Origin of the sequence: Stenotrophomonas sp. NRRL B-14846, from assembly GCF_050473585.1 — a bacterium.
Lineage (GTDB): Bacteria > Pseudomonadota > Gammaproteobacteria > Xanthomonadales > Xanthomonadaceae > Stenotrophomonas.
Genome location: NZ_JBFLUN010000026.1, coordinates 1 through 21,650, shown reverse-complemented (window position 1 = coordinate 21,650; position 21,650 = coordinate 1). Strand labels below are relative to the sequence as shown.

Sequence of the window (21,650 nt, the reverse complement as noted above, 5' to 3'; positions counted from 1 at the left end):
GTTCACGCCTGCAAGCGCCCGATCCCGTTGCCTCATTGCGCGAGGCGATCCGCCTCTGCGACGTCTGAAACGATATCCACCCAGGTGAGAAACCCATGGCAGATAATCACTACGACGCCATTGTTGTTGGCTCGGGAATCAGTGGCGGTTGGGCAGCGAAGGAGCTGACCGAAAAGGGCCTGAAGGTCCTGATGCTGGAACGCGGACGCAACATCGAGCACGTCAAGGACTACGTCAATGCGATGAAGGAAGCGTGGGACTTCCCGCACCGCAACCGGCCAACGCAGGCGATGAAGGCGACTTCCGGTGCTGATGCGCGACTACGGCCTGGCCGAAAACCTGGAAGGGATGTGGGCCAACGAACAGGACTCGCCCTACATCGAGACCAAACGTTTCGACTGGTTCCGTGCTACCAGGTGGGCGGCCGCTCGCTGCTGTGGGGACGGCAGAGCTATCGCTTCTCCGACCTGGACTTCGAGGCGAACCTCAAGGACGGCATCGCCACCGACTGGCCGATCCGCTACGCCGACATCGCGCCGTGGTACGACCATGTGGAAAAGTTCGCCGGCATCGCCGGCACGCGCGAAGGGCTGGACGTGTTGCCGGATGGTGAGTTCCTGCCGCCGATCCGTTGAACATCGTCGAGAAGGATGTGGCGGCGCGGATAAAGAAGGCCTTTGGCGGAACGCGGCACATGATCCACTCGCGCACCGCCAACATCACCAAGCCGATGCCCGAGCAGGGCCGCGTCAACTGCCAGTACCGCAACAAGTGCATCCTGGGCTGTCCCTTTGGTGCCTACTTCTCGACCCAGGCGGCGACGCTGCCAGCGGCGATGAAGACCGGCAACCTGACCTTGCGGCCGTTCTCGATCGTCAAGGAAGTGCTCTACGACAAGGACCGCAAGCGTGCGCGCGGGGTGGAGGTCATCGACGCGGAGACCGGGCAGACCTACCAGTACACCGCCAAGGTCATCTTCCTCAACGCATCGTCGTTCAACTCGACCTGGCTGCTGATGAACTCGGCCACCGAGGTGTGGGAGGGCGGGCTGGGCTCATCGTCGGGCGAGCTCGGGCACAACGTGATGGACCATCATTTCGGAGCGGGCGCCTCCGGCCGGGTCGAGGGCTACGAAGACAAGTACTACTTCGGCCGTCGTCCCTGCGGCTTCTACATTCCGCGCTTCCGCAACGTCGCGGCCGACAGGCGCGGCTACCTGCGCGGGTTCGGCTACCAGGGCGGTGCCAGCCGCACCGGCTGGTCGCGCGAGATCGCCGAGCTGAACATCGGTGCCGATCTGAAGGAGGCGCTGACCGTGCCTGGTGACTGGCGCATCGGCATGACCGGGTTCGGTGAAATGCTGCCGCACCATGACAACACGATCCGCCTGGACCGCGACCGCAAGGACAAGTGGGGGCTGCCGGTGCTGGCGATGGACGTTGCCATGCGCGCCAACGAACTGGCGATGCGCAAGGACATGGCCGCCGATGCCGCCGAGATGCTGGAGGCGGCCGGCGTCAAGGACGTGAAGATGCACGACAACGATTACGCCCCGGGCAAGGGCATCCACGAAATGGGGACCGCGCGCATGGGACGTGATCGGAAGAGCTCGGTGCTGAACCAGCACAACCAGGTCTGGGATGCCCCCAATGTCTATGTGACCGACGGTGCCTGCATGACCTCCAGCGCCTGCGTGAATCCTTCGCTGACCTACATGGCGCTGACCGCGCGCGCGGCCGACCACGCGGTACGCGAACTGAAAGCGGGGAACCTCTGATGGATCGCCGCGAACTGCTGAAGATGATCGTCGCTGCTACCGGCGCGGCCATGGTCGGCCTGCCTGCGCTCGCACAGGGAAAGGCCGCTGCCGCACCGGTGAAGGCCCTGTTCTCCGACGCCGATGTCGGCACGCTGGACGAGATCGCCGAGACCATCCTGCCGCGGACCCGGACACCAGGGGCAAAAGACGCGGGCGCTGGTCTGTTCATGGCGACCTTCGTCAGCGACTGCTACACCGCCCGGCAGCAGTCGACGTTCCGCGCAGGGCTGGTCGATATCGACAAGCGCGCCGGCGGTCGCTTTGTGGCGCTCTCACCGCAGGCGCGCACCGAATTGCTGCGCACGCTCGATGCAGAAGCCAAGGCACGCCATGCCGATGTGACCGAGACCGGTACGCCTGAAGAGGGCGAGGCGATGCCGCACTACTTCACGATGCTCAAGCAGCTGGCCATCTTCGGCTTCTTCACCTCGAAGGTCGGCGCGACCGGGGTGCTGCAGTACGTCGCCGTGCCGGGGCGTTACGACGGCGACCTCGCCTATGTTGCCGGCACGCCGGCGTGGGGGACCAGCTGATGGAGCGCAACACGATGATCAAGCCGCTGCTGATCGCGGCGACCATGCTGGTTGCCGCACCTGCATCCGCGCAGGACAGTGCCGACACCGCGCGCGATCCGAAGAAGACCGAGGTGTGGACGCCGGTGCCCGCGACCGTGGCTACGCCGCAAGGCAAGGCCCCGTCCGATGCAATCGTGCTGTTCGATGGCAAGGATGTCTCCGCGTGGGAGTCGGAGCAGGGCGGTCGCGTGCCCTGGAAGGTTGCCGATGGCGCGATGACCGTCGTGCCCGGCAGCAAGGGCATTCGCACCCGGCAACGCTTCTGCGACGTCCAGCTGCATGTCGAGTGGCGCACACCCAACGACACAAAGGGCTTCGACGACCAGAACCGGGGCAACAGCGGCATCTTCCTGCAAGAGCTGTACGAGCTGCAGGTGCTCGACAGCTACAACAACCCGACCTATGCCAATGGCCAGGCGGGCTCGATCTACAAGCAGGCCATGCCGTTGGTGAACGCCTCACGCGCACCGGGCCAGTGGCAGGCCTACGACATCCTCTGGAAGGCGCCGCGCTTCGCAGCGGGCGGTGGGCTTGTGTCGCCCGCGCGCATCACGGTGCTGCACAACGGCGTGCTGGTGCAGGACGACACGGTGCTGGCGGGCAAGACCGAGTACATCGGCGCACCGTCGTACTCGCCGCATGGGTGCGCGCCGCTCCATCTGCAGGAACATGACTCCAGGGTCAGCTACCGCAACATCTGGGTGCGCGAGCTGTAGTGGCACATGGCCGGCGTGGTCGCCGGCCGCTTACTTCGCCAGGTAGCTGGCGATGTCATCGATCTCCTGCTGTGACAGCTGGGAGAAGGGCGGCATCAATCCGCCGCCCTTGCTGATCTTTTCCTTGATCTGCGCGGGTGCCATGCGCTTGCCGATATCGGTGAGCGCCGGGAACGCGCCCGGCATGCCTGCACGATCGGCGCCATGGCAGGCCACGCAGTTCGCGGTGTAGAGCTTCGCACCCGCAGCCGGGTCGTCCTTGCACCAGGCGGCTGTCGCAACGCTCATGCCACCCAGGGCCACCGCCATTGCCAGGATCATTTTCATGTGGGGCTCCTTGATGCGTCAGCGCCGCGCACGGGCTGGCACGTTGGTGGTCAGGTGTTCACGCAGATAATCCGCGCCGGTCTGGATGACCTTGGCCGGGTCGCGTGGCTGATCGTGCTCGATGATGTACCAATGCACGCCGGCGGCTGCCGCAGCAGGCAGGATCGCGTTCCAGTCCAGCACGCCCTGTCCCAGCGCTGCGAATCCGCCTTCGTCTTCGGCCTGGCCCTTGGGCGCATTGTCCTTTGCGTGCACCGCGAATACATGGCCGCGGAACTTTGCCAGCATCACCGCCGGGTCCAGGCCTGCACGCGCGACCCAGGCCAGGTCCAGCTCGGTCTGCAGGTCTGGACCGGCGGCGGCGAACAGCAGCTCCAGTCCGGTCCTGCCATCGACGTCGGCCAGCTCGAAGTCGTGGTTGTGGTAGGCCAGGCGCATGCCCTTGCCGCGCACCTGTTTCGCGATCCGGCCCAGTTCCTGGCCCAGGGCGGTCCAGCCGGCGGCATCGCTCGGGCGATCCTTCTTGTCCAGGTATGGCACCACCAGCGTCGTGTTGCCGATCGACCGGTTGAAGGTCACCACGTCCTCCAGGTTGCTGCGCAGCTCGGACAGCGGCACATGCGATGAAATCGCCTTGATCGAATACCGGTCCAGCAGTTGCTTGAGTTCGGCCGCGCTGGTGTTCTGCGTGCCGACCGTCTCCACCGCATGGACGCCTGCGTCGTGGACGATCTTCAACTGCTGCTCGAGCGAGCCGGCATCGCGCAGGCTGTACATCTGCACCGCGATCGGCTTCTGCGTGCTGGCGGCTTCGACGGCGAAGGCGGGCAGGGCAGCGAGCAGCAGGACGAGGCTTGCAGTTCCATGGACAAGGGCTTTCATCAACAGATCCTCCCGGGTTTCAACCGATGGCAGTCCAGGCACGCGACCTGGCCGATGCAATGACACGATCGACGATCTGCGCCGAGCGCACGCCGTCCTCGAAGGTGGGCAGGCCCTGCGGCCGCTCGCCCTCGATGGCGCGATAGGTGTCGGCGACGAATGCTTCGAAGCACTGGGCGTAGCCCTGCGCGTGGCCGGCCGGTAACACCGACAGCCGGCGTTGTTCGGCACTGCCGGCGCCCGCCCCGCGCACGAAGATCTCCTCGCGCTGGTCGGGCAGGCCGATCCACAGGCGCTCGGCATCCTCCTGGTTGAAGGCCACGCTGGCGTTGGCGCCATCGATCTCGAACCAGAGGCGATTGTGGCGTCCGGCCGAGACCTGGCTGACCGTCAACGACGCCAATGTGCCGGCGCCGGTCCTGAACATCGCCGCCGCCACGTCCTCGCTCGTTACCGCCTGCGTTGCGCCGCCTGCCGCCGGCGTGCTGAAGCTCTGCCCGCTGACGGCGCTGCGCTCAGCGATCACGGTAGAGAAGGCTGCACTGACCTCGGTGAAGCGCTCGCCGCTGACCCATTCCACCAGGTCGCACCAGTGCGAGCCGATGTCGGCGAACACGCGCGATGCGCCACCCAGTGCCGGATCCACGCGCCAGTTGTTGCTGGCCGGGTCCAGCAGCCAGTCCTGCAGGTAGCTGCCATGGATCAGGTGCAGCGGCCCGAGATCGCCCTGGGCGATGCGTGCGCGCGCCTCGCGGACCACCGGGTGGTAGCGGTAGACGAAGGGGACCGTGGCAACCAGGCCGGTCGAGGCGGCCAACGCCGCCAGCGCCTGCGCATCGTCCAGCGTGGTCGCCAGCGGTTTCTCGCAGATCACGTGCTTGCCGGCTTCCAGCGCCGCCTGCGCCATCGCGCGGTGCAGATGGTTGGGCGTGCACACGTGCACCACCTGCACCTGCGGATCGGCGATCACCTCTTCGATGTCCCGGTAGGCGCGCGGAACATTCCACAGCAGCGCCATCTCACGCGCGCGATGCGCTGACGAAGCGGCGACGCCGCGTACCTCGGCACCGGCGAGCAGGGCCGCGCGGCGGTGCACGGCGCCGATCATGCCGGTGCCGACGATGGCGATTCCAAGCGTTGGCATCGGCTCGAATCCTCAGGGTGTGGAAGATGCGGCGGCCACGGCGGGCCGGTCGCGGAACAGCAGCAGGAAGGCGATCAGCACGACCAGCGCGACAGCGGCCGGGAACAGCCAGATCTGCTGCCAGTCGCGTCCGGCGGCCGTGGTGAAGTGCTCCACCACCGCGCCGGACAGGAAGGTGCCGATCAGCATGCCCACGCCGTACGTGGCCAGGGTGATGAAGCCCTGCGCGCTGCTGCGCACGGCGGGGCCGGCATGGGCATCGGTGTAGATCTGGCCGGTGACGAAGAAGAAGTCGTAGCAGATGCCGTGCAGCACGATGCCGATCACCAGCAGCGAGAAGCCGCCGCCCGCATCGCCGAAGGCGAACAGGACGTAGCGCACCACCCAGGCCGCCATGCCGACCGCCAGCATGGTCTTCACCCCCAGCCGCACGAACAGGAACGGCATGGCCAGCATCAGCAGCACTTCGGAGACCTGGCCCAGCGACTGCAGGCCTGCGGCGCCGCGCACGCCCAGGTCGTTGAGATACGGATTGGTGAAGTTGTAGTAGAACGACAGCGGGATGCAGATGGCGATGGACGCCAGGAAGAACACCAGGTAGGCGCGCGACTTCAGCAGCCGCAACGAATCCAGCCCGAGGATCTGCCCCAGCCCGGCATCGCGCTGCTGTGCCAGTGGCGGCGTGTGCGGCAGCGTGAACGCATACAGGCCCAGTACCAGCGATGCCAGCGCGGCCATGCGGAAGGTCAGTTCAAGGCGATGCGCCTGCTCCCAGCCCAGCCAGCCGATCAGCACGCCTGCGACGATCCAGCCGATGCTGCCCGCCACCCGGACCAGCGGGAACTGCTTCTCGGGCGACTGCATGTGCCGCATCGCCACGCTGTTGGCCAGCGCCAGCGTCGGCATGAACAGCAGCATGTAGCCCATCACGCAGGCCGAGAACACGCTGAAGCTGGTGGCGGTGGACGCCAGCCACATCAATACCGCGCCAGCCAGGTGCAGCACCGCCAGGATGCGCTGCGCCGCGAAGTAGCGATCGGCGATCAGGCCGACCAGGAACGGCGCCACGATGGCGCCGATGGATTGGCTGAGGAAGGCCGTCGCTACCTGGCTGGCGCTGGCCTGCAGCGGGCCCTGCACCAGGTAGGTTCCGAGGGTCACGAACCATGCCCCCCAGATGAAGAACTGCAGAAACATCATCGCGCCCAGGCGCGACATGGCGTGCGTCATGGCTTGCCCTCCCGGGGCGGTCGTGGCTCAGATTCCCAGCATGCGGTGCAGTGATGCGGCGTCCGTGCCGCTGTCGGCGAAGTCATCGAAGGCGCGCTCGGTCACGCGGATGAGGTGGTCGCGGATGAAGGCAGCACCTTCGCGCGCACCGTCCTCAGGGTGCTTCAGGCAGCACTCCCATTCCAGCACCGCCCAGCCGGGGAAGTCGTACTGCGCGAACTTCGAGAAGATCGCCTTGAAGTCGATCTGGCCATCACCGAGCGAACGGAACCGGCCCGGACGATCGATCCAGTCCTGGTAGCCGCCATACACGCCGCTGCTCGCGCTGGAGCGATACTCCGCGTCCTTGACGTGGAAGATGCCGATACGCGCGTGGTAGCGGTCGATGAAACCCAGGTAGTCCATCTGCTGCAGCAGCAGGTGGCTGGGGTCGTACAGGATCTTGGCGCGGGGGTGATGGTCCACCACATCGAGGAAGCGCTCGAAGGTCGCGCCATCGTGCAGGTCCTCGCCGGGGTGGATCTCGAAGCACAGGTCCACGCCGCAGGCGTCGAACGCATCCAGGATCGGGCGCCAGCGGCGGCCGAGTTCGGCGAAGGCTTCCTCCACCAGTCCCGGTGGGCGCTGCGGCCAGGGATAGAAATAGGGCCAGGCCAATGCGCCGGAAAACGTGGCATGCGCGGTCAGCCCCAGGCGCTGGCTGGCTTTGGCGGCCAACCGCAGCTGCTCCACCGCCCAGGCCTGGCGGGCGGCCGGATCACCGCGTTTGTCCGGCGGCGCGAATCCGTCGAACAGGCTGTCGTAGGCGGGATGGACGGCAACCAGCTGCCCCTGCAGGTGGGTCGACAGTTCGGAGATCTGCAGGCCGTGCCCGGCCAGCATGCCGGCAATGTCGTCGCAGTACGCCTGGCTGCGCGCCGCCTCGGCCAGATCGAACAGGTGGGGCGCGCTGGTGGGGACTTGTACGCCAGAATAGCCCAGACCCGCGGCCCATCCGGCCAGCGTGTCCAGCCGATCAAAAGGAGCTGTGTCGCCGATGAACTGCGCCAGGAACAGCGCTGGACCCTTGAGCGTCTTCAACGTGATTCGCCCTCGATGCAATCGATTGCATTATCCTAGCAGGGGCTCACGCAAGACCTGTTGTGCACTGCACAGCGGACAGGAGAACTAACGCCATGGCCACCATCTACGACATCGCAAAGCACGTCGGCGTCTCCGCGGGCACGGTGTCGCGTGCGCTTTCGCGGCCGGACAAAGTCCTGCCCGCCACCCGCGCACGCATCGAGCAGGCCGCCGCCGCCCTCGGCTATGTACCCAACACGGTGGCCCGCACGCTCAAGACCCAACGCAGCGGCAAGATCCTGGTGACCGTCCCGGACATCGCCAATCCGTTCTTCGCGCAGATCCTGCAGGGCGCGGAGGAGGCCGCGCAGGCGGTCGGCTATGCGGTCCTGCTGGGCGATACCCAGCATCAACCCGACCGCGAGGAGCGCTACGCGCAGATGCTCCGGCGCAACGAGGCCGACGGCATGATCGTGCTCGGCCATCGCCTGCCACCCACGGCGCGCGAGATCGTCGAGCAGCGCGGCGCCGCGGCACCGGTGGTCAACGGGTGCGAGTTCGACCCTGCACTGGGCATTCCCAGTGTCCACATCGACAACGCGGCCGCCGCACGCGCGGTGATGGAGCATCTGTACGGGCTGGGACATGAACGGATCGCCGTGGTCGGCGGGCCGCCTGACAACCCCCTGCACCAGCAACGGCTGGAAGGGGTGCGGGCAGCCGGCAAGGCGCGTGGCCGCCTGCGCCAGCTGAGCATCGTGCCGGGGGATTTTTCCGTGGAATCCGGCCATGCGGCTGCCATGGCGCTGCTGGATGGCACGCCGGCACCGACCGCGGTGTTCTGCTTCAGTGACCAGATGGCGCTGGGTGCCCTGGCCGCCTGCCGGGACCGGGGCATCCGCGTGCCGGATGAACTGTCCATCGTCGGCTTTGATGACCTGGCGTCTTCCCGCTACCTCACGCCGCCATTGACGACCATCCGGCAGCCCATGCGGGAGATTGGCGAGCGTGCGGTCAACCTGCTGCTCGCCATCATCGAACACGTCGACGTGCCGCTGCAGCAGACGCTGGAGTTCAGCTTCATGCTGCGGGGTTCGACGGCTGCGCCCCGGCGTGGGTGAGGGCAGCGCCGTCGCCGTGAGTCCTTGATCCCGCATTGACGCCGAGCTGTCAGACTCGGCATGGGCAGCCCGGCAAGGGCCGGGGTGGAACGTGCGATCGCGCAAGGGGGTCGGCAATGCCATTCTTGACTGACTCGACGGAAGTCGCGGTCGAAGGCATCGGCGCGGCACGTCGCATCGGCTGGATGCGCTTCGTCGGCAATGGCCTGGGCGCGATTCCCATCGCCTCGATCATTCTTGAACGCCAGGACGGCCTGTGGGCCTGGGCGTTGCTGTTGCTCAATGCACTGGTGTGGCCGGCGCTTGCGCTGGTACTGACTCAGCGCGCCCGCCAGCCTGCACAGGTGCAGTTCCGCTGCATGGTCGCCGATTCCTTCTTCGGCGGCGGCTGGATCGCTTTCATGGCGCTGAGCGCGGTCCCCAGCGCATTGTTCGCCGCGCTGCTGGTCGCCGACAAGATCGCCGCCGGTGGCGTACGCCTGGCGATGCGGGCCACGCTGGCGCTGGTGCTGGGTTTCGCCATCACCTGGTGGGCGCTCGGCTTCCCTTACCAACCCGTTTCCTCGCAGCGCACGATCATGCTCAGCGTGCCGTTCCTGTTCGTCTACGGCATCGGGTTGAGCATCCTCAGCTGGCAGCTGGCGCGCCGGGTCAAATCGCAGAACCGGCAGCTGCAGCGGCTGAGCCGGATGGATCCGCTGGTGGAACTGGCCAATCGTGGCTTCCTGATCCTGCGTGCGCAGCAGGTGCTGGACCGGGCGCAGGGACAGGGCGGACTGGCCTGCCTGCTGATGCTCGATGTGGATGATTTCAAGCGCATCAATGATTCGCTTGGCCATCGCGCGGGCGACGAGGTACTACGGCATATCGCTGCAACATTGCGTACGTTTGCGCGGCCCGGTGATACCCCGGCGCGGCTGGGGGGCGATGAGTTCGTGGTACTGCTGCACGACTGCGCACCCGTCGATGCGATGCACGTGGCCGAGCGGGTGCGCCTGCATCTGCTCGAGGCCGCTCGCCAGATCACCCCGGGCGTGGAGTTCAGCGTCAGCATCGGCATTGCCGCCACGCCGCGGGGGGGCAGTGTCGAGGACTGGCTGGCACTGGCCGACCGCGCGCTGTACCACGCCAAGCGGCAGGGCAAGAACACGGCCAGCTACGGCGAGTGAGTCGATGGGGCGGCGGCAGGGCCGCCACGGCATGAGAGCGTAACGCCCGTTCAGCCTGCACGCCGAATCGGCAGGTCAATCCTCTACCATGGGCCACCCCGCCCGGACGCGCTCCCATGCAAGACGCCCTTGTTGCCCAGCCCAAGCCCCCCATCCCAAGGATCGCGGCGTGGCTGATGATGTTGCTGGGCATGTGGCTGGCGCTGAAGCTGGGCCTGGTGGTGACCCTGCTGTCCGGCCTGCTGGTGTTCCAGCTGACGCACGTGCTGGCCGCCACCGTGGAGGGCAAGCTGCCGCCGGGACGGGCGCGGGCGATCGCGGTGATCGTGCTGTCGGCGATCATCATCAGCGGGCTGGTACTGGCCGGCATCGGCGTGGCCTCGTTCTTCCGCAACGAGACCGGCGGCCCGGATGCACTGCTGGCGCGCCTGATGGAGATCCTCAACACCTCGCGCCACCAGGTGCCGGCGCTGCTGCAACCCTATATTCCCGAAGACATGCCGGCGCTGCGCACGGCGCTGAACGACTGGGCCGCCGAACATCAGCGGCAGCTGGGCGTGGCCGGTACCTCGGTGGTGCAGGTCGGTGTGCGCGTACTGATCGGTATGGTGCTGGGCGCGATGATCGCGCTGTATGACGAACTGCCGCTGCCGAAGATGGGGCCGCTGGCGCAGGAGCTGATCGGGCGCACCAGCCGCCTGGCCACCGCGTTCCGCCAGGTGGTGTTCGCGCAGGTGAAGATCTCGCTGCTCAACACAGTGTTCACCGCCATCTTCCTGCTGGGCGTGCTGCCGCTGTTCGGCGTGCACCTGCCGCTGTCCAAGACCCTGGTGCTGATCACCTTCCTTGCCGGCCTGCTGCCGGTGGTGGGCAACATCATCTCCAACACGATCATCACCATCGTTGCGCTGTCGGTCTCGTTCTACGTGGCGGTGGCGGCACTGCTGTACCTGATCGTGATCCACAAGCTGGAGTACTTCCTCAACGCGCGCATCGTCGGTGGCGAGATCCAGGCGCGTGCCTGGGAGCTGCTGCTGGCCATGCTGGTGATGGAGGCAGCCTTCGGCCTGCCGGGCCTGGTCGCCGCGCCGGTGTTCTATGCCTACGTGAAGCGCGAACTGGTCGACCAGCGCTGGATCTGACGCGGCAGGGCATGACGCATTTGCCCCGTTTGTACGGTCTGCGCGGCCTTGTCGGTGCGTTCGCGGCGGGCGCGGTATACCCACGGCAACGGTTGGTCCGGTAGCGGCTTGGCGCCTGTGCAGGCGGCCGCTACAGTGTTCTGCACTACAGGGGAAATGTGCATGGCCCGCAAGGCGTCGCCCATCGGATTGCGGACCTGGGTCTGGATCCTGGCCGGGCTGTTCGTGGTCTGTACGCTGCCGTTGATGGCCATCGCGCTGGTGCAGGGCACGCTGCGCTTCACTGCCGCCGAGGACAACCTGGTCAGCCTGCGCCAGCTGCGGCAGACCTTCGACCTGGCCAACCTGGTGTCGGCCGAGCGCGGCCCCGCCAACAGCCTGCTCGGGTCCAACACCGCCGATGCGGCCGAACAGGCCCGGCTGGCGGCGCAGCTGGCGGTCGCGCGCCAGCGGGTCGATACCGCCCTGCAACGCCTGGACACGGTGTTCAACGCCGACCCGGGCGTGGTCGACGAACATGGGCTGCTGGCCGATGCGCAACGTCGCCTGCAATCGGCGCGGGCCGCGGTGGACCGGGTGGCGGCGCAGCCGCATGGCGCGCGCCGGGTGGAGGACGTGGAGCGTGCGATCAGCAGCATGTTCGCCGTGGTCGATCGCCTGCACGTGCTGACCTCGGCGCAGATCAACGTGCTGGTCAGCGCCGACCGCGAAGCAGCGATTCCGGCGATGCAGGGCCAGGTGCTGATCGACCTGCGCGAGCATGGCGGCCGCCTGGCGTCGAACGTGATGGCGCCGGTGGCGGTACCGGGGGCATGGCGCGACGAACAGGTGCGGGCGGCATTGCAGACCGAAGGCCGCCTGCTGGAGCTGTGGCGGCTGGCGGGCAGCCATGAAGCGGTGTTCCGCAGCGATCCGGCGCTGTCCTGGCATTGGGACATGGCACGCCGGCAGTTCTTCGGCGAATCGCTGCCGATGATCGAACAGTTGATCGAAGATGGCCGGCGCGGCGTGGCGCCGCCGTGGACCGCCGCCGAGTTCACCACGCGCTACGTGCCGACCCTGCAGTCGCTGGAAGCGCTGCGCGACGGCTACCTGAGCGTGTCCATCGCCCGTTTCGAGCGCACCCGCAACCGCGAAGCGACGCGCCTGGTGGTGCTGGTGGCGACGGTGCTGGGCACGCTGGTGGTGCTGGGCGTGGCGCTGCGCATCGCGCATCTTCAGATCCTGCGGCCGCTGCTGCAGGCGCAGAAGCAGGTCATCCAGATCGCCTCGGAAGCGCCGGGCCCGGAGCAGCATGTGACCCATCCGCTGGCCGAGATGCAGCGCCTGTTCGATGCCATCGAAGTGTTGCGCGAGAAGTCGCGCGAGCGCTCGGCGTTGACCAGCGAGCTGCGCCAGCTGGCCGGCACCGATGAGCTGACCGGGCTGTTGAACCGGCGCGCGCTGGACGAGATGGTGCAGCAACGTCATGCCGACGGTGGCAACAGCGCGGTGGTGATCCTGCTGGACGTGGACCGCTTCAAGGCGATCAACGATGGCCACGGGCATGATGCCGGCGACGAGGTGCTGGTGCAGGTGGCGCAGCTGCTGCAGCGCCACCTGCGCCGCAGCGACAGCATTGCCCGCTATGGTGGCGAGGAGTTTCTCGTGTTGCTGGCCGACGGTGATCTGGCCGGTGGCCGCCAGCTGGCCGAGTCGCTGCGGGTGGCGCTGCAGCGGCTGGACATCGCACTGGTCGGCGGCAAGGTGCTGCGGGTCACCGCCAGCTTCGGTGTGGCCGAGGGCGGCACCGATGCGCTGGGCTGGCGCACGTTGCTGCGCGCTGCGGATGCGGCCATGTACCAGGCCAAGGCGCAGGGCCGCGATCGCGTGCGCGTGGCCGGCGGTGGCCGCATCGCGCGTTGACGCGCGACGTTCATCACCGGCGCACGCGGGGGCCCCTAGACTGGACGCCCGCCCGCTGCTGGAGCCCATCATGACCATGCGACCCATTGCCGTCGCCGTGCTGCTCACTGGCCTGCTGGCCGGCTGTGCGACTCCTGCAGCGAAGACCGTTGCCGATGAATCGCGTCATCCCTCCATCGCTGCCGGCGTGAGCCCGGTGCCTGCCTTCTCCGGTGGCGGCGCTGGGTGGCGCATCGAGATCACGTCCACTGGACAGGGCAACCACGATGCCAGCCTCAGTGCCGAAGGTCGTACCCACAAGGGCACGCTGCGCTATCCCGGCCAACCGGCCGACGCACCCAGCTCGCTGATCGTGCTCAACGGCGAGCTTGGCAGGCAGCCGGCCATCGTCGAGATCAAGCGCGAGTCGTGCCGCAATGCCGAAGGTGTGGACACCATGGCCAGCGTGCACGTGACGATGGAAGGGCAGCCGCAGCGTCGTGGCTGCGGTCACCTGGCCGTGTACTGAGTCGCTGCCCGGCATGCTCGAGATTCCCACCCTGCGTACCGCGCGCCTGCGGCTGCGCCCGCAGCAGCTGGACGACTTCAACGTCTATGCCGCGTTCCTGGCGTCGCCGCGCGCGCGCGGCATGGGAGGGCCGTTCGCTGAGGTGGCGGCGTGGGGCCAGTTCTGCCACGACCTAGCCAGCTGGCATCTGTTCGGTCATGGTGCATTGATGATCGAGCGTGCCGATACCGGTGCCTGCATCGGCCAGGTCGGGATCAACCACGGCCCGCTGTTCCCGGAAAAGGAACTGGGCTGGCTGCTGTATGACGGCCATGAAGGGAAGGGCTTCGCTACCGAAGCGGCCGGCGCGCTGCGCGACTGGGCCTTCGTGGTGGCGCAGCTGCCGACCCTGGTCAGCTACATGGCACCGGACAACCAGGCGTCGCAGGCCGTTGCACAGCGGCTGGGCGGCGTGCTGGACGATCACGCCGTGCGCAGTGATGCCGATGATCTGGTGTATCGCTACCCGCGCTGACGCCTAGCTGCCTGTGGCCGGGGCCTGTACCGTGCGGCCGAGCGCCTTGGCGACGCCTTCGCGCTTCTCGATCAGGAATTCCATCAGGGCGCGCACGCGCGGTGGCATCTGCTCGCGCGAAGGCACGTACAGGTAGAAGCCGGGGAACGGTGCCGACCACGCCGGCATCAGGCGGACCAGGCGCCCATCGGCCAGCATCGGCTGCAATGACAGATCGATATGCTGCATCACGCCCAATCCCTGCAGCGCGGCGCGGATCATGCCCTCATCGTCGTTGGTGACATAGCGTCCGCGCGGTTCCACTTCAAAGTCATGACCGGGCTGGCCCGGCGTGCTGAATTCCCAGGCATAGACCCCGCCGCTGCCGGTCTGCCGGTAGCCCAGGCACTCGTGTGCGGCCAGTTCGGCGGGCGTGGTGGGCGTGCCATGGCGGGCCAGGTAGGCCGGCGAGGCGACCACCACCATTTCCAGCATCGGCGTGACCGGCACGGCGATCATGCCTTCGGCCAACCGCTCGCCAAGGCGGATGCCGGCGTCACAGCCGTCGGCAACGATGCTGGACAGGCCGTCGTCCATCACCAGCTCGATGCGCAGCTCGGGGTAGCGCGCGAAGAACTCCGGTAGATGCGGTTCGATCAGCGTCTTGGCAGTCAGGCGCGCGGTGTTGATGCGCAGCAGGCCGGACGGTGCGTCATGGCTGGCGCGCAGGTCGCGTACTGCGGTTTCGATGGTGCTCAGCGATGGCCGCAGTGCGTCGAACAGGCGCTGGCCTTCCTCGGTGAGCGACATGTCACGGGTGGTCCGGTGCAGCAGGCGTACCCCCAGCTGTTTCTCCAGGGTCTTCAGGCTCTGCGACAACGCCGGGCGCGAGACCCCCATCTCAACGGCCGCTTTGGTGAAGCTGCGGTGGTGGGCGATGTGGGCAAACCAGGCCAGCTGGGGCAGCAGGGCCGGGTTGATCGGGCTGGGGGCGCTCATGGGGCTCGGTCGGCAGTAGGGCAGTAGGGCAGGAGAAAATCGCGGCACAGGCTGTCGCTATTTGGTAACTGCAGCTTACTACTTTGGTTGTGATTGGCCGCTTTTTGGCTCCCAATCCCGGGTCTATCGTGCTTGCAACGGCGACACCCGTCGCCTCCCGCCACTACCGAGGAGCCGCAGCATGGAAACCATCAACATCCAGAATCCGGACATGGCCTGGCCGATCGCCGCCGACCTGCATTTCCCGCCGGACTTCGACCGCAACCGGGTCTATCCCGCGATCATCAGCATGCATCCGATCGGCAGCTGCAAGGAGCAGACTGCCGGCAACATCTACGGTGAGGCCCTGGCTCGCGAGGGCTACGTGGTGATCGCCTATGACGCCAGCTTCCAGGGCGCCAGCGGCGGCGAGCCGCGGCGGGTCGAAGACCCGACCCAGCGCGTGGAGGATGTACGCCGCGTGGTCGACCATCTGGTCACCCTGCCGTACGTGGACGCCGAACGCATCGGCGTACTGGGCATCTGTGGCGGTGGTGGCTACGCGATCAACGCCACCATGACCGAGCGACGCATCAAGGCGGTCACCAGCATCACCGGTGTCAACTTCGGCCGGCTCAGTCGTGAGGGCTTTGGCGGTTTCGATCCGATCGGCACGCTGGAGGCCATTGCTGCCCAGCGCACCGCCGAGATGCGCGGCGGCGAGGCCCGTGTGGACCTGTTCCTGCCGCCTTCGGTGGAACAGGGGCGCGCCGCCGGCATCACCGATATCGACGTGCTGGAGGCCACGGACTATTACCGCACGCGCGAGCCGCAGCCCAACGGCGTGGTCAGTGCGTTGTTCTCGCATCGCGGTGCAGCGGTGGGCTGGGATGCCTTCCACCTGGCCGAAGTCCTGCTGACCCAACCGTTGCTGGTGGTGATCGGTGACAAGCCGGGTGGCTTTGGCGCCTACCGCGATGGCCTGGAGATCCATGGCCGTGCGGCGTCGAAGCACAAGCAGTTGAAGGTGGTCCAGGGCTGGTCGCACTACGACCTGTATGACAAGCCGGAGCCGGTGCGCGAGGCCCTGTCAGCGGTCGTTCCCTTCTTCAAGCAGCACCTGTGAGCTGACCTGGCAGGTGGTGCCGGCCACGGGCCGGCATCATCTGTACGCGGAGTATTCCGCCCAGTCATCGAGATCGGCCAGTTCCGGCGCCAGCGCATGTTCGACCGCGCGGCGCAGCAGTGCCGGCGCGACGTAGTGCCGGTGCGCGGCATCGATCAGCGCCATGTACAGGCGGCCGAACGCATTGCGGGTCTGCACGCGTGTGCCGAGGCTGATCTCGATGTGGCCATCGGCACAGCGTTGCACGCGCACGCTGCTGCGGAAGCGCAGGTGGCGATCATCGGCGCCGAGCAGCACTTCGGCGCAGGTGTCCCCGTCATCGATGTGCGCGTCCAGCACCGGGTAGCGGCCGGCGAACAGGCGGCTGCGGTCGGTCGACAGCAGCGACGACACCGGGCAGCCGAGTGGCGACGTACGCAACCGCAACGGCGCCACCAGGTGGTTGCGCAGCGCCATCAGGTGGCCCACGCCGGCAGGTGGATTGCGCAGGAAGCCTTCCAGCACATCGGCCAGCAGCGCCGACGCGGCGTGATGGGTGACCTGCGTGCTGTCCAGGCGCAAGGTGGTCTGGTCCTGGTAGTGGCTGTGTGGCAGTGCAGCGGGGAGCAGCCCATCGCTGGCGGCGGCCTGCGAGTGGACGGGATAGGCCGGCGTGGCGCGTTCGACGAAGCCACGCAAGCGCCGCAATGAAATCCTCCGCAGCGGGCCCAACAGAGCGCGGGTATGCGCGCACAGGTGGGCGCACAGGCTGGGAGGTGCTGCCTGCAGCGACAACTGCAGCAGGGGTGAGGCGGCGAGGCTTGCGGCCGAAGGCCAGTGCGCTTCCGGCAATACCTCGGTCAGGCTGGGGATATCGGCGGCATTGCGTTGAACCTGTGCACGGGCCTGCTCATCCATCGCCCCGGCCAGCTCATTGCTGTGGCAGGACAACGCGAACAGCGCCGGATGTGCGCGATGGTTCGATGCGAACTGGTGCCAGGTGCCGCCGCCGAAGCGCACGGTGAACAGGCAGTCCGGTGGAATGCGGATGCGCCGCAGCGTGCGCGCGAAGGCAGCGGGATCGCGCGCCAGCTGCGCGTCTGACGCGGCGGCAAAACGCAGTTCGGCGCCGGCGCTGCCGGCGATGGCGGTGAACATGCGCGGCCCGGCATGCCGGTGGAAGGGATGGCCGCCAGCGCCGACGGTGAAGCTGTACAGCGAGGAGGCGTCGCCCTGCTGCAGGTGCATGCCACCAAGGCGCGCGGAAGGCTCGTCCAGTGCATCGATGAAGGCCGGGTGGTGGCGCTGGCGCTGGCTGGCGTCGGTCACCAGCGCATCACCGGCACCGATGCCGAGCTGCGCGATCAAGGTGACTTCGGTCGGGCTGCCGCCCTCCAGCGCCGGAAGCTGCACCCCTGGAAACGAACGGCGGTCGCGGGTCGAACCAGGCATCGTCATGCTCCTTGGCAGGGTGGTTCAGCGGGCGGGGGACTTGCGGCGGGCGCGTGCTTCGCGCTTCAGCGGGCCACCGACCGGACAGACTTCGGCCGCCCACGAGAACAGCGTGTTGGCCAGGCGGTCGGGCACCTGCCGGAAGTACACGAACTGGCCGCGCTTCTCGCGCTCGATCAGGCCGGCTTCCTCAAGGATGCGCAGGTGGCTGGACAGCGCCGGCTTGCTGAAATCGAAGCGCTCGGCCAGCTCTCCCGCGCTGAGCTCGCCGGCGCTGAGATAGGCCAGGATCTGCCGGCGGGCGGTGGAGGCGAGGGCTTCGAAGATACGGTCCATGGCGAGCTAATTAACTAATTCGTTAATTTATACTCCTCCTGCCGGTGGCGGCTGTCAAGCCATGACCCGTTGCGCGGCACGCCCGGGCTTTGCCATCCTCCCTGCTGTTTTCGGTAGCGTGGAATCCCGATGCGTCCTGCGTTCTGGCTGGCTTTGGCCCTGCTGCCCACCCTGGCGGTGGCGCAACCCGCGCGTACTCCCAAGGCCAAGGCCCCGGCGCAGGATCCCTTCAGCGAGCTGTTCGATACCGCCTGCATGCAGCACATCGGTGCGCCGGCGCGCCTGCAGTCGTTGATGGAATCCAACGGGCTGGCACCGCTGCAGCCGGCCGAGGCGGCAACCTTGCTGCAGGGGCAGGCAGGCGTGGCCTGGATGGTGCCGTTGGCCAGCGGCCGCTATGCGGTCAGCTGGGCCGACGATGGAACCTGCACGGTGTATGCGGAGAAGGCCGATGCGGCGGTGGTGCAGAAGGGCTTCGCACGGCTGGTGCAGGCGGCGCCGAAGCCGTTGCAGGCGCGTTCGCTGCCGGGCCGTGGTCCGTTGTCGGCCGACCAGGTGGCGATCCAGTACGGCTGGGCCACGCCCGGCCAGGCCAAGCTGCAGGTCCGCTTCCGGCTGGTCACGCGGCAGGCGGCCGAGGCCGGCGTACAGGCGATGGCTTCGGTGACGCCCGGTGAAGCGATGCTGGAACCCGCGGCGCCCACCCGGTAGTGCCTGCTGGGCCCGGCGCCCAGCCGGTGGCCCATGCCTGCGATTCAGCCTTTCACGCAGGATGTGGTATATCGTTTATCGATAAATCCACCCCGGGGCGGCGAGGCCACCCCAATGCCGGAGGCCGCTTGACCGCTCGTCCCGCCCGCGCCAGACCCGCGCGAGGCTTGTTCACCCTGGCCCAGGCCGCCGTACAGGCCGTCCGGGCGATGTGCTGGCTGGGCATCCTGGCCGCACTGCTGGCCGTGCCACTGGTCGCCCACGACCGCCGCTGGCTGCTCGACAGCGTCCACGACGCCGATGCCGCCGCCGCGCACGGCAACGACCTGTTCCTGCACTTCTGCCTGGGCCTGGGCGCGATCGTCGCGCTGCTGGTGCTGTGCCTGCTGTTCCTGCGCCATCTGCTGCGGCTGCTGAAGTCGGCGGCGCGCGAGCGGCCGTTCACCCACGCCAATGCACAACGCCTGCAGCGCATGGCGTGGCTGATGCTGGCGATGGAGCTGCTGTCGATCCTGATCGGTGCCTACGCGGCCTGGATGGGCCCGGACTTCACCTGGATGGAGGTGGGTGGCGGCATGTCGATCACCGGGCTGGTGGCAGTGCTGATGCTGTTCGTGCTGGCACGCGTGTTCGCCGTGGGCGCAGCGATGCGCGATGACCTGGATGGTCTGATCTGATGGGCACGCGCTGATGGCGATCGTCATCACCCTCGACCGCATGCTGCAGGAACGGGGCATGACCCTGTCCGAGCTGGCCGGGCGCATCGACATCACCCTGGCGAACCTGTCGATCCTGAAGACCGGCAAGGCGCGCGCCATCCGCTTTTCCACGCTGGATGCGATCTGCCGCGAGCTGCAGTGCACGCCCGGCGACCTGCTCGGGCATGACCCGGCGCAGCCGCAGGACGCCGACTGAATGATTGCTCTTTTCCCTTACCTACTGACGAAACGGACCTGAAATGGAATGGTTGGCTGACCCCTCGATATGGATGGGCCTTGCAACCCTGGTCGTGCTGGAGATCGTTCTCGGCATCGACAACCTGGTGTTCATCGCGATCCTTGCCGACAAGCTGCCGCCGCACCAGCGCGACCGCGCGCGGGTGATCGGCCTGGCGCTGGCGCTGCTGATGCGGCTGGTGCTGCTGGCGGCGCTGGCCTGGATCATGAAACTGACCGAGCCGCTGGTCACCCTGTTCGGCCACAGCTTCTCCGGGCGTGACCTGATCCTGCTGGGCGGCGGCCTGTTCCTGCTGTTCAAGGGCACCATGGAGCTGCACGAACGGCTGGAAGGCCGCGAGCATCACGAGGATGGCAAGAAGGTCTATGCCAGCTTCGCGATGGTGGTGGCACAGATCGTGGTGCTCGACGCGGTGTTCTCGCTTGACTCGGTGATCACCGCGGTCGGCATGGTCGACAACCTGGGCGTGATGTACGCCGCGGTGACCATCGCGATGGCGCTGATGCTGGTGGCCAGCAAGCCGCTGACCCGCTTCGTCAACAAGCATCCCACGGTGGTGGTGCTGTGCCTGGGCTTCCTGCTGATGATCGGTTTCAGCCTGGTGGCCGAAGGCCTGGGCTACAAGATCCCGAAGGGCTACCTGTACGCGGCGATCGCTTTCTCGATCCTGGTCGAGGCGTTCAACCAGTGGGTCCGCTTCAACCGCGAACGCAACGAACGCCGCCAGCCGTTCCGCCAGCGCACCGCCGATGCCGTGCTGCGCATGCTGGGCGCGCGCCCGGCCAACGGCCACGACGACGAAGGCGTGGACGAGCAGGTGGACGCCGACGAGCGCCTGCAGCCGGCCGAACACGAGATGATCCGCAGCGTGCTGGGCCTGGCCGATCGGCCGGTGTCGAGCGTGATGACCGTGCGTGCCGACGTGCAGTGGATCGACCTGGCGCGCGGGCAGGAGGATGTGGTGGCGCGCCTGGTGGCATCGCCGCATACCCGCCTGCTGGTCGGCGATGGTGACCTGGACAGCCTGCGCGGCGTGGTGCAGAGCCGGGACGTGCTGGCCGACCTGCTGCAGGGCAAGCCGCTGCAGCTGGAAGGCAACCTGCGTGAGCCGCAGTACGTCCTGTCCAGTGCCAGTGCATTGCAGGCGCTGGAACTGATCCGCCAGCACCCGGTGCCGCTGGCGGTGGCCGTGGACGAGTACGGCAGCGTGGAAGGCCTGGTGACCGCCAACGACCTGCTGGCGGCGATTGCCGGCGACCTGGTCGATACCCAGGACGAGCGCTATGGCGTGGTCGCGCAGGGTGAGGAGCAGTGGGAGGCCGACGGTGCGCTGACCCTGGACGACCTGCAGCGATTGGCGGGCGTGTCGCTGTCCGCGCAGTGCCGACTACATGACCATCTCCGGCCTGGTGCTGGAGCAGCTGGGCCGGCTGCCGGACATCGGCGATGCGGTGGACGTGGCCGGCGTGCGCATCACCGTACTGGCGATGGAGAAGCGCCGCATCGCCGCCTGCGGGTGGAGCGCTTGGGCCATCTGTAGAGTCGAGCCATGCTCGACTGCTTCTTGAACAACCGGGCACATGCCCGGCTCTACACAACACGGCCGGCAACCGTCACCATGGCCGGCCCGTTTTCTTTCCAGGATGGTTGCAGTGCTGAGTACGATCGGTTTGTTGATGGGCCTGTATGTGGCCTGGCGCCTGTTCTGGCCGCTGCGCATGCCCGCCGCATTGAAGGTCGTGCTGTCGCTGCTGCTGGTGGCCGTTGCCGTGCAGCTGCGCATCGTCGCCACCTTCTGGGGTACGACGGCGTCGCCCGAGATCCCCAAGCTGGCCATCGCCACGCTGGCCACCGGCTCCACCGCGGTGTTGCTGCTGGCGCTGGTGATGGTGGTGCTGGACGCCGGCCTGCTGCTGTCGCGCCTGTTGCGCTGGCCTCGCGCGGTAGCCGCAATGCGCACGCGGCGTCTGCGACCGGTGGCCGGCGTGCTGGCACTGCTGGTCAGTGGTTATGGTGTC

The 21,650-nt window shown here is 67.4% G+C and carries 20 protein-coding genes and 3 pseudogenes; 15 read left to right on the top strand and 8 right to left on the bottom strand.

Annotated features, from left to right (window positions below; genetic code table 11):
• Positions 1 to 95 precede the first annotated feature (95 nt).
• The 3 genes and pseudogenes from AB1281_RS24330 (at position 96) to AB1281_RS24320 (ending at position 3,110) form a co-directional block, all read left to right on the top strand.
• Positions 96 to 1,777: pseudogene (locus AB1281_RS24330) on the top strand (GMC oxidoreductase).
• On the top strand, positions 1,777 to 2,352 hold the full coding sequence (locus AB1281_RS24325; protein ID WP_430345101.1) for a gluconate 2-dehydrogenase subunit 3 family protein: 576 nt from the start codon (positions 1,777 to 1,779) through the stop codon (positions 2,350 to 2,352). The pseudogene AB1281_RS24330 and the gene AB1281_RS24325 overlap by 1 nt, the downstream one beginning before the upstream one ends.
• 14 nt (positions 2,353 to 2,366) lie before the next feature.
• Positions 2,367 to 3,110, top strand: coding sequence for a 3-keto-disaccharide hydrolase (locus tag AB1281_RS24320; RefSeq protein ID WP_430345102.1), 744 nt, complete (start codon positions 2,367 to 2,369; stop codon positions 3,108 to 3,110).
• A 30-nt stretch (positions 3,111 to 3,140) separates the two neighbouring features.
• Here AB1281_RS24320 and AB1281_RS24315 read toward each other — a convergent pair whose 3' ends face one another.
• From AB1281_RS24315 to AB1281_RS24295, 5 genes are read right to left on the bottom strand one after another with little or no spacing between them, the layout of a single operon-like run.
• Positions 3,141 to 3,437, bottom strand: a complete 297-nt coding sequence (locus tag AB1281_RS24315; protein ID WP_049398853.1) for a c-type cytochrome — start codon at positions 3,435 to 3,437, stop codon at positions 3,141 to 3,143.
• An 18-nt stretch (positions 3,438 to 3,455) separates the two neighbouring features.
• The gene (locus AB1281_RS24310; RefSeq protein ID WP_430345103.1) at positions 3,456 to 4,319 is read right to left on the bottom strand and encodes a sugar phosphate isomerase/epimerase family protein; all 864 of its coding nucleotides are present in this window, start codon (positions 4,317 to 4,319) and stop codon (positions 3,456 to 3,458) included.
• Positions 4,320 to 4,338: 19 nt separating this feature from the next.
• On the bottom strand, positions 4,339 to 5,463 hold the full coding sequence (locus tag AB1281_RS24305; RefSeq protein WP_430345104.1) for a Gfo/Idh/MocA family protein: 1,125 nt from the start codon (positions 5,461 to 5,463) through the stop codon (positions 4,339 to 4,341).
• 12 nt (positions 5,464 to 5,475) lie between these two features.
• A complete protein-coding gene (locus AB1281_RS24300; protein WP_101765082.1) occupies positions 5,476 to 6,693 on the bottom strand; it encodes a nucleoside permease in 1,218 nt (405 codons plus the stop codon).
• Between the two features lie 27 nt (positions 6,694 to 6,720).
• Positions 6,721 to 7,773, bottom strand: coding sequence for a sugar phosphate isomerase/epimerase family protein (locus AB1281_RS24295; RefSeq protein ID WP_430345105.1), 1,053 nt, complete (start codon positions 7,771 to 7,773; stop codon positions 6,721 to 6,723).
• Between the two features lie 95 nt (positions 7,774 to 7,868).
• Here AB1281_RS24295 and AB1281_RS24290 point away from each other — a divergent pair, with 95 nt between their 5' ends.
• The 6 genes from AB1281_RS24290 (at position 7,869) to AB1281_RS24265 (ending at position 14,114) form a co-directional block, all read left to right on the top strand.
• Complete coding sequence (locus AB1281_RS24290; protein WP_430345106.1) at positions 7,869 to 8,876, top strand: LacI family DNA-binding transcriptional regulator; 1,008 nt, start codon at positions 7,869 to 7,871, stop codon at positions 8,874 to 8,876.
• Between the two features lie 116 nt (positions 8,877 to 8,992).
• Complete coding sequence (locus AB1281_RS24285) at positions 8,993 to 10,045, top strand: diguanylate cyclase (RefSeq protein ID WP_430345107.1); 1,053 nt, start codon at positions 8,993 to 8,995, stop codon at positions 10,043 to 10,045.
• 116 nt (positions 10,046 to 10,161) lie between these two features.
• Positions 10,162 to 11,187 (top strand): AI-2E family transporter, encoded by a 1,026-nt coding sequence (locus AB1281_RS24280; RefSeq protein ID WP_014036321.1) that lies wholly within the window; start codon positions 10,162 to 10,164, stop codon positions 11,185 to 11,187.
• Positions 11,188 to 11,349: 162 nt separating this feature from the next.
• Positions 11,350 to 13,092 (top strand): diguanylate cyclase, encoded by a 1,743-nt coding sequence (locus AB1281_RS24275; protein WP_430345108.1) that lies wholly within the window; start codon positions 11,350 to 11,352, stop codon positions 13,090 to 13,092.
• 70 nt (positions 13,093 to 13,162) lie between these two features.
• The gene (locus AB1281_RS24270; protein WP_430345109.1) at positions 13,163 to 13,600 is read left to right on the top strand and encodes a hypothetical protein; all 438 of its coding nucleotides are present in this window, start codon (positions 13,163 to 13,165) and stop codon (positions 13,598 to 13,600) included.
• Between the two features lie 13 nt (positions 13,601 to 13,613).
• On the top strand, positions 13,614 to 14,114 hold the full coding sequence (locus AB1281_RS24265; RefSeq protein ID WP_430345110.1) for a GNAT family N-acetyltransferase: 501 nt from the start codon (positions 13,614 to 13,616) through the stop codon (positions 14,112 to 14,114).
• Between the two features lie 3 nt (positions 14,115 to 14,117).
• On the opposite strand, the gene AB1281_RS24260 is transcribed toward AB1281_RS24265, so the two are convergent.
• On the bottom strand, positions 14,118 to 15,092 hold the full coding sequence (locus AB1281_RS24260) for a LysR family transcriptional regulator (RefSeq protein ID WP_049443813.1): 975 nt from the start codon (positions 15,090 to 15,092) through the stop codon (positions 14,118 to 14,120).
• A gap of 181 nt (positions 15,093 to 15,273) precedes the next feature.
• Between AB1281_RS24260 and AB1281_RS24255 the strand changes: the two genes are divergently transcribed.
• Positions 15,274 to 16,197: an alpha/beta hydrolase gene (locus tag AB1281_RS24255; RefSeq protein ID WP_430345111.1), complete on the top strand. Its 924-nt coding sequence runs from the start codon at positions 15,274 to 15,276 to the stop codon at positions 16,195 to 16,197.
• A 36-nt stretch (positions 16,198 to 16,233) separates the two neighbouring features.
• On the opposite strand, the gene AB1281_RS24250 is transcribed toward AB1281_RS24255, so the two are convergent.
• Together AB1281_RS24250 and AB1281_RS24245 are read right to left on the bottom strand one after the other, a co-directional pair.
• Positions 16,234 to 17,628, bottom strand: a complete 1,395-nt coding sequence (locus AB1281_RS24250; protein WP_430344882.1) for a DUF2867 domain-containing protein — start codon at positions 17,626 to 17,628, stop codon at positions 16,234 to 16,236.
• 24 nt (positions 17,629 to 17,652) lie between these two features.
• Positions 17,653 to 17,964 carry a metalloregulator ArsR/SmtB family transcription factor gene (locus tag AB1281_RS24245; RefSeq protein ID WP_004147836.1) on the bottom strand — a complete coding sequence of 104 codons (312 nt, stop codon included), beginning with the start codon at positions 17,962 to 17,964 and terminating at the stop codon, positions 17,653 to 17,655.
• 129 nt (positions 17,965 to 18,093) lie between these two features.
• Between AB1281_RS24245 and AB1281_RS24240 the strand changes: the two genes are divergently transcribed.
• From AB1281_RS24240 to AB1281_RS24220, 5 genes and pseudogenes are all read left to right on the top strand, one after another.
• Entirely contained in the window at positions 18,094 to 18,675 is a 582-nt protein-coding gene (locus tag AB1281_RS24240; protein WP_430344881.1) for an NMCC_0638 family (lipo)protein, read from the top strand.
• A gap of 209 nt (positions 18,676 to 18,884) precedes the next feature.
• Positions 18,885 to 19,352, top strand: coding sequence for a DUF2975 domain-containing protein (locus AB1281_RS24235; RefSeq protein WP_014036329.1), 468 nt, complete (start codon positions 18,885 to 18,887; stop codon positions 19,350 to 19,352).
• Between the two features lie 13 nt (positions 19,353 to 19,365).
• A complete protein-coding gene (locus AB1281_RS24230) occupies positions 19,366 to 19,590 on the top strand; it encodes a helix-turn-helix domain-containing protein (RefSeq protein WP_014036330.1) in 225 nt (74 codons plus the stop codon).
• Positions 19,591 to 19,633: 43 nt separating this feature from the next.
• Positions 19,634 to 21,172 (top strand): annotated as a pseudogene (locus tag AB1281_RS24225) (TerC family protein).
• A 103-nt stretch (positions 21,173 to 21,275) separates the two neighbouring features.
• A pseudogene (locus AB1281_RS24220) lies at positions 21,276 to 21,650 on the top strand (metallophosphoesterase); the annotation flags it as partial.

What these genes read in the sequence shown, in the direction of transcription:
- AB1281_RS24235 (WP_014036329.1), top strand. Translation starts at nt 18,885, where the DNA reads ATGTGCTGGCTGGGCATCCTGGCCGCACTGCTGGCCGTGCCACTGGTC.
- AB1281_RS24320 (WP_430345102.1), top strand. Translation starts at nt 2,367, where the DNA reads ATGATCAAGCCGCTGCTGATCGCGGCGACCATGCTGGTTGCCGCACCT.
- AB1281_RS24245 (WP_004147836.1), bottom strand. Translation starts at nt 17,964, where the DNA reads ATGGACCGTATCTTCGAAGCCCTCGCCTCCACCGCCCGCCGGCAGATC.
- AB1281_RS24300 (WP_101765082.1), bottom strand. Translation starts at nt 6,693, where the DNA reads ATGACGCACGCCATGTCGCGCCTGGGCGCGATGATGTTTCTGCAGTTC.
- AB1281_RS24260 (WP_049443813.1), bottom strand. Translation starts at nt 15,092, where the DNA reads ATGAGCGCCCCCAGCCCGATCAACCCGGCCCTGCTGCCCCAGCTGGCC.
- AB1281_RS24325 (WP_430345101.1), top strand. Translation starts at nt 1,777, where the DNA reads ATGGATCGCCGCGAACTGCTGAAGATGATCGTCGCTGCTACCGGCGCG.
- AB1281_RS24275 (WP_430345108.1), top strand. Translation starts at nt 11,350, where the DNA reads ATGGCCCGCAAGGCGTCGCCCATCGGATTGCGGACCTGGGTCTGGATC.
- AB1281_RS24290 (WP_430345106.1), top strand. Translation starts at nt 7,869, where the DNA reads ATGGCCACCATCTACGACATCGCAAAGCACGTCGGCGTCTCCGCGGGC.
- AB1281_RS24270 (WP_430345109.1), top strand. Translation starts at nt 13,163, where the DNA reads ATGACCATGCGACCCATTGCCGTCGCCGTGCTGCTCACTGGCCTGCTG.
- AB1281_RS24305 (WP_430345104.1), bottom strand. Translation starts at nt 5,463, where the DNA reads ATGCCAACGCTTGGAATCGCCATCGTCGGCACCGGCATGATCGGCGCC.
- AB1281_RS24285 (WP_430345107.1), top strand. Translation starts at nt 8,993, where the DNA reads ATGCCATTCTTGACTGACTCGACGGAAGTCGCGGTCGAAGGCATCGGC.
- AB1281_RS24250 (WP_430344882.1), bottom strand. Translation starts at nt 17,628, where the DNA reads ATGCCTGGTTCGACCCGCGACCGCCGTTCGTTTCCAGGGGTGCAGCTT.
- AB1281_RS24265 (WP_430345110.1), top strand. Translation starts at nt 13,614, where the DNA reads ATGCTCGAGATTCCCACCCTGCGTACCGCGCGCCTGCGGCTGCGCCCG.
- AB1281_RS24230 (WP_014036330.1), top strand. Translation starts at nt 19,366, where the DNA reads ATGGCGATCGTCATCACCCTCGACCGCATGCTGCAGGAACGGGGCATG.
- AB1281_RS24255 (WP_430345111.1), top strand. Translation starts at nt 15,274, where the DNA reads ATGGAAACCATCAACATCCAGAATCCGGACATGGCCTGGCCGATCGCC.
- AB1281_RS24240 (WP_430344881.1), top strand. Translation starts at nt 18,094, where the DNA reads ATGCGTCCTGCGTTCTGGCTGGCTTTGGCCCTGCTGCCCACCCTGGCG.
- AB1281_RS24315 (WP_049398853.1), bottom strand. Translation starts at nt 3,437, where the DNA reads ATGAAAATGATCCTGGCAATGGCGGTGGCCCTGGGTGGCATGAGCGTT.
- AB1281_RS24310 (WP_430345103.1), bottom strand. Translation starts at nt 4,319, where the DNA reads ATGAAAGCCCTTGTCCATGGAACTGCAAGCCTCGTCCTGCTGCTCGCT.
- AB1281_RS24280 (WP_014036321.1), top strand. Translation starts at nt 10,162, where the DNA reads ATGCAAGACGCCCTTGTTGCCCAGCCCAAGCCCCCCATCCCAAGGATC.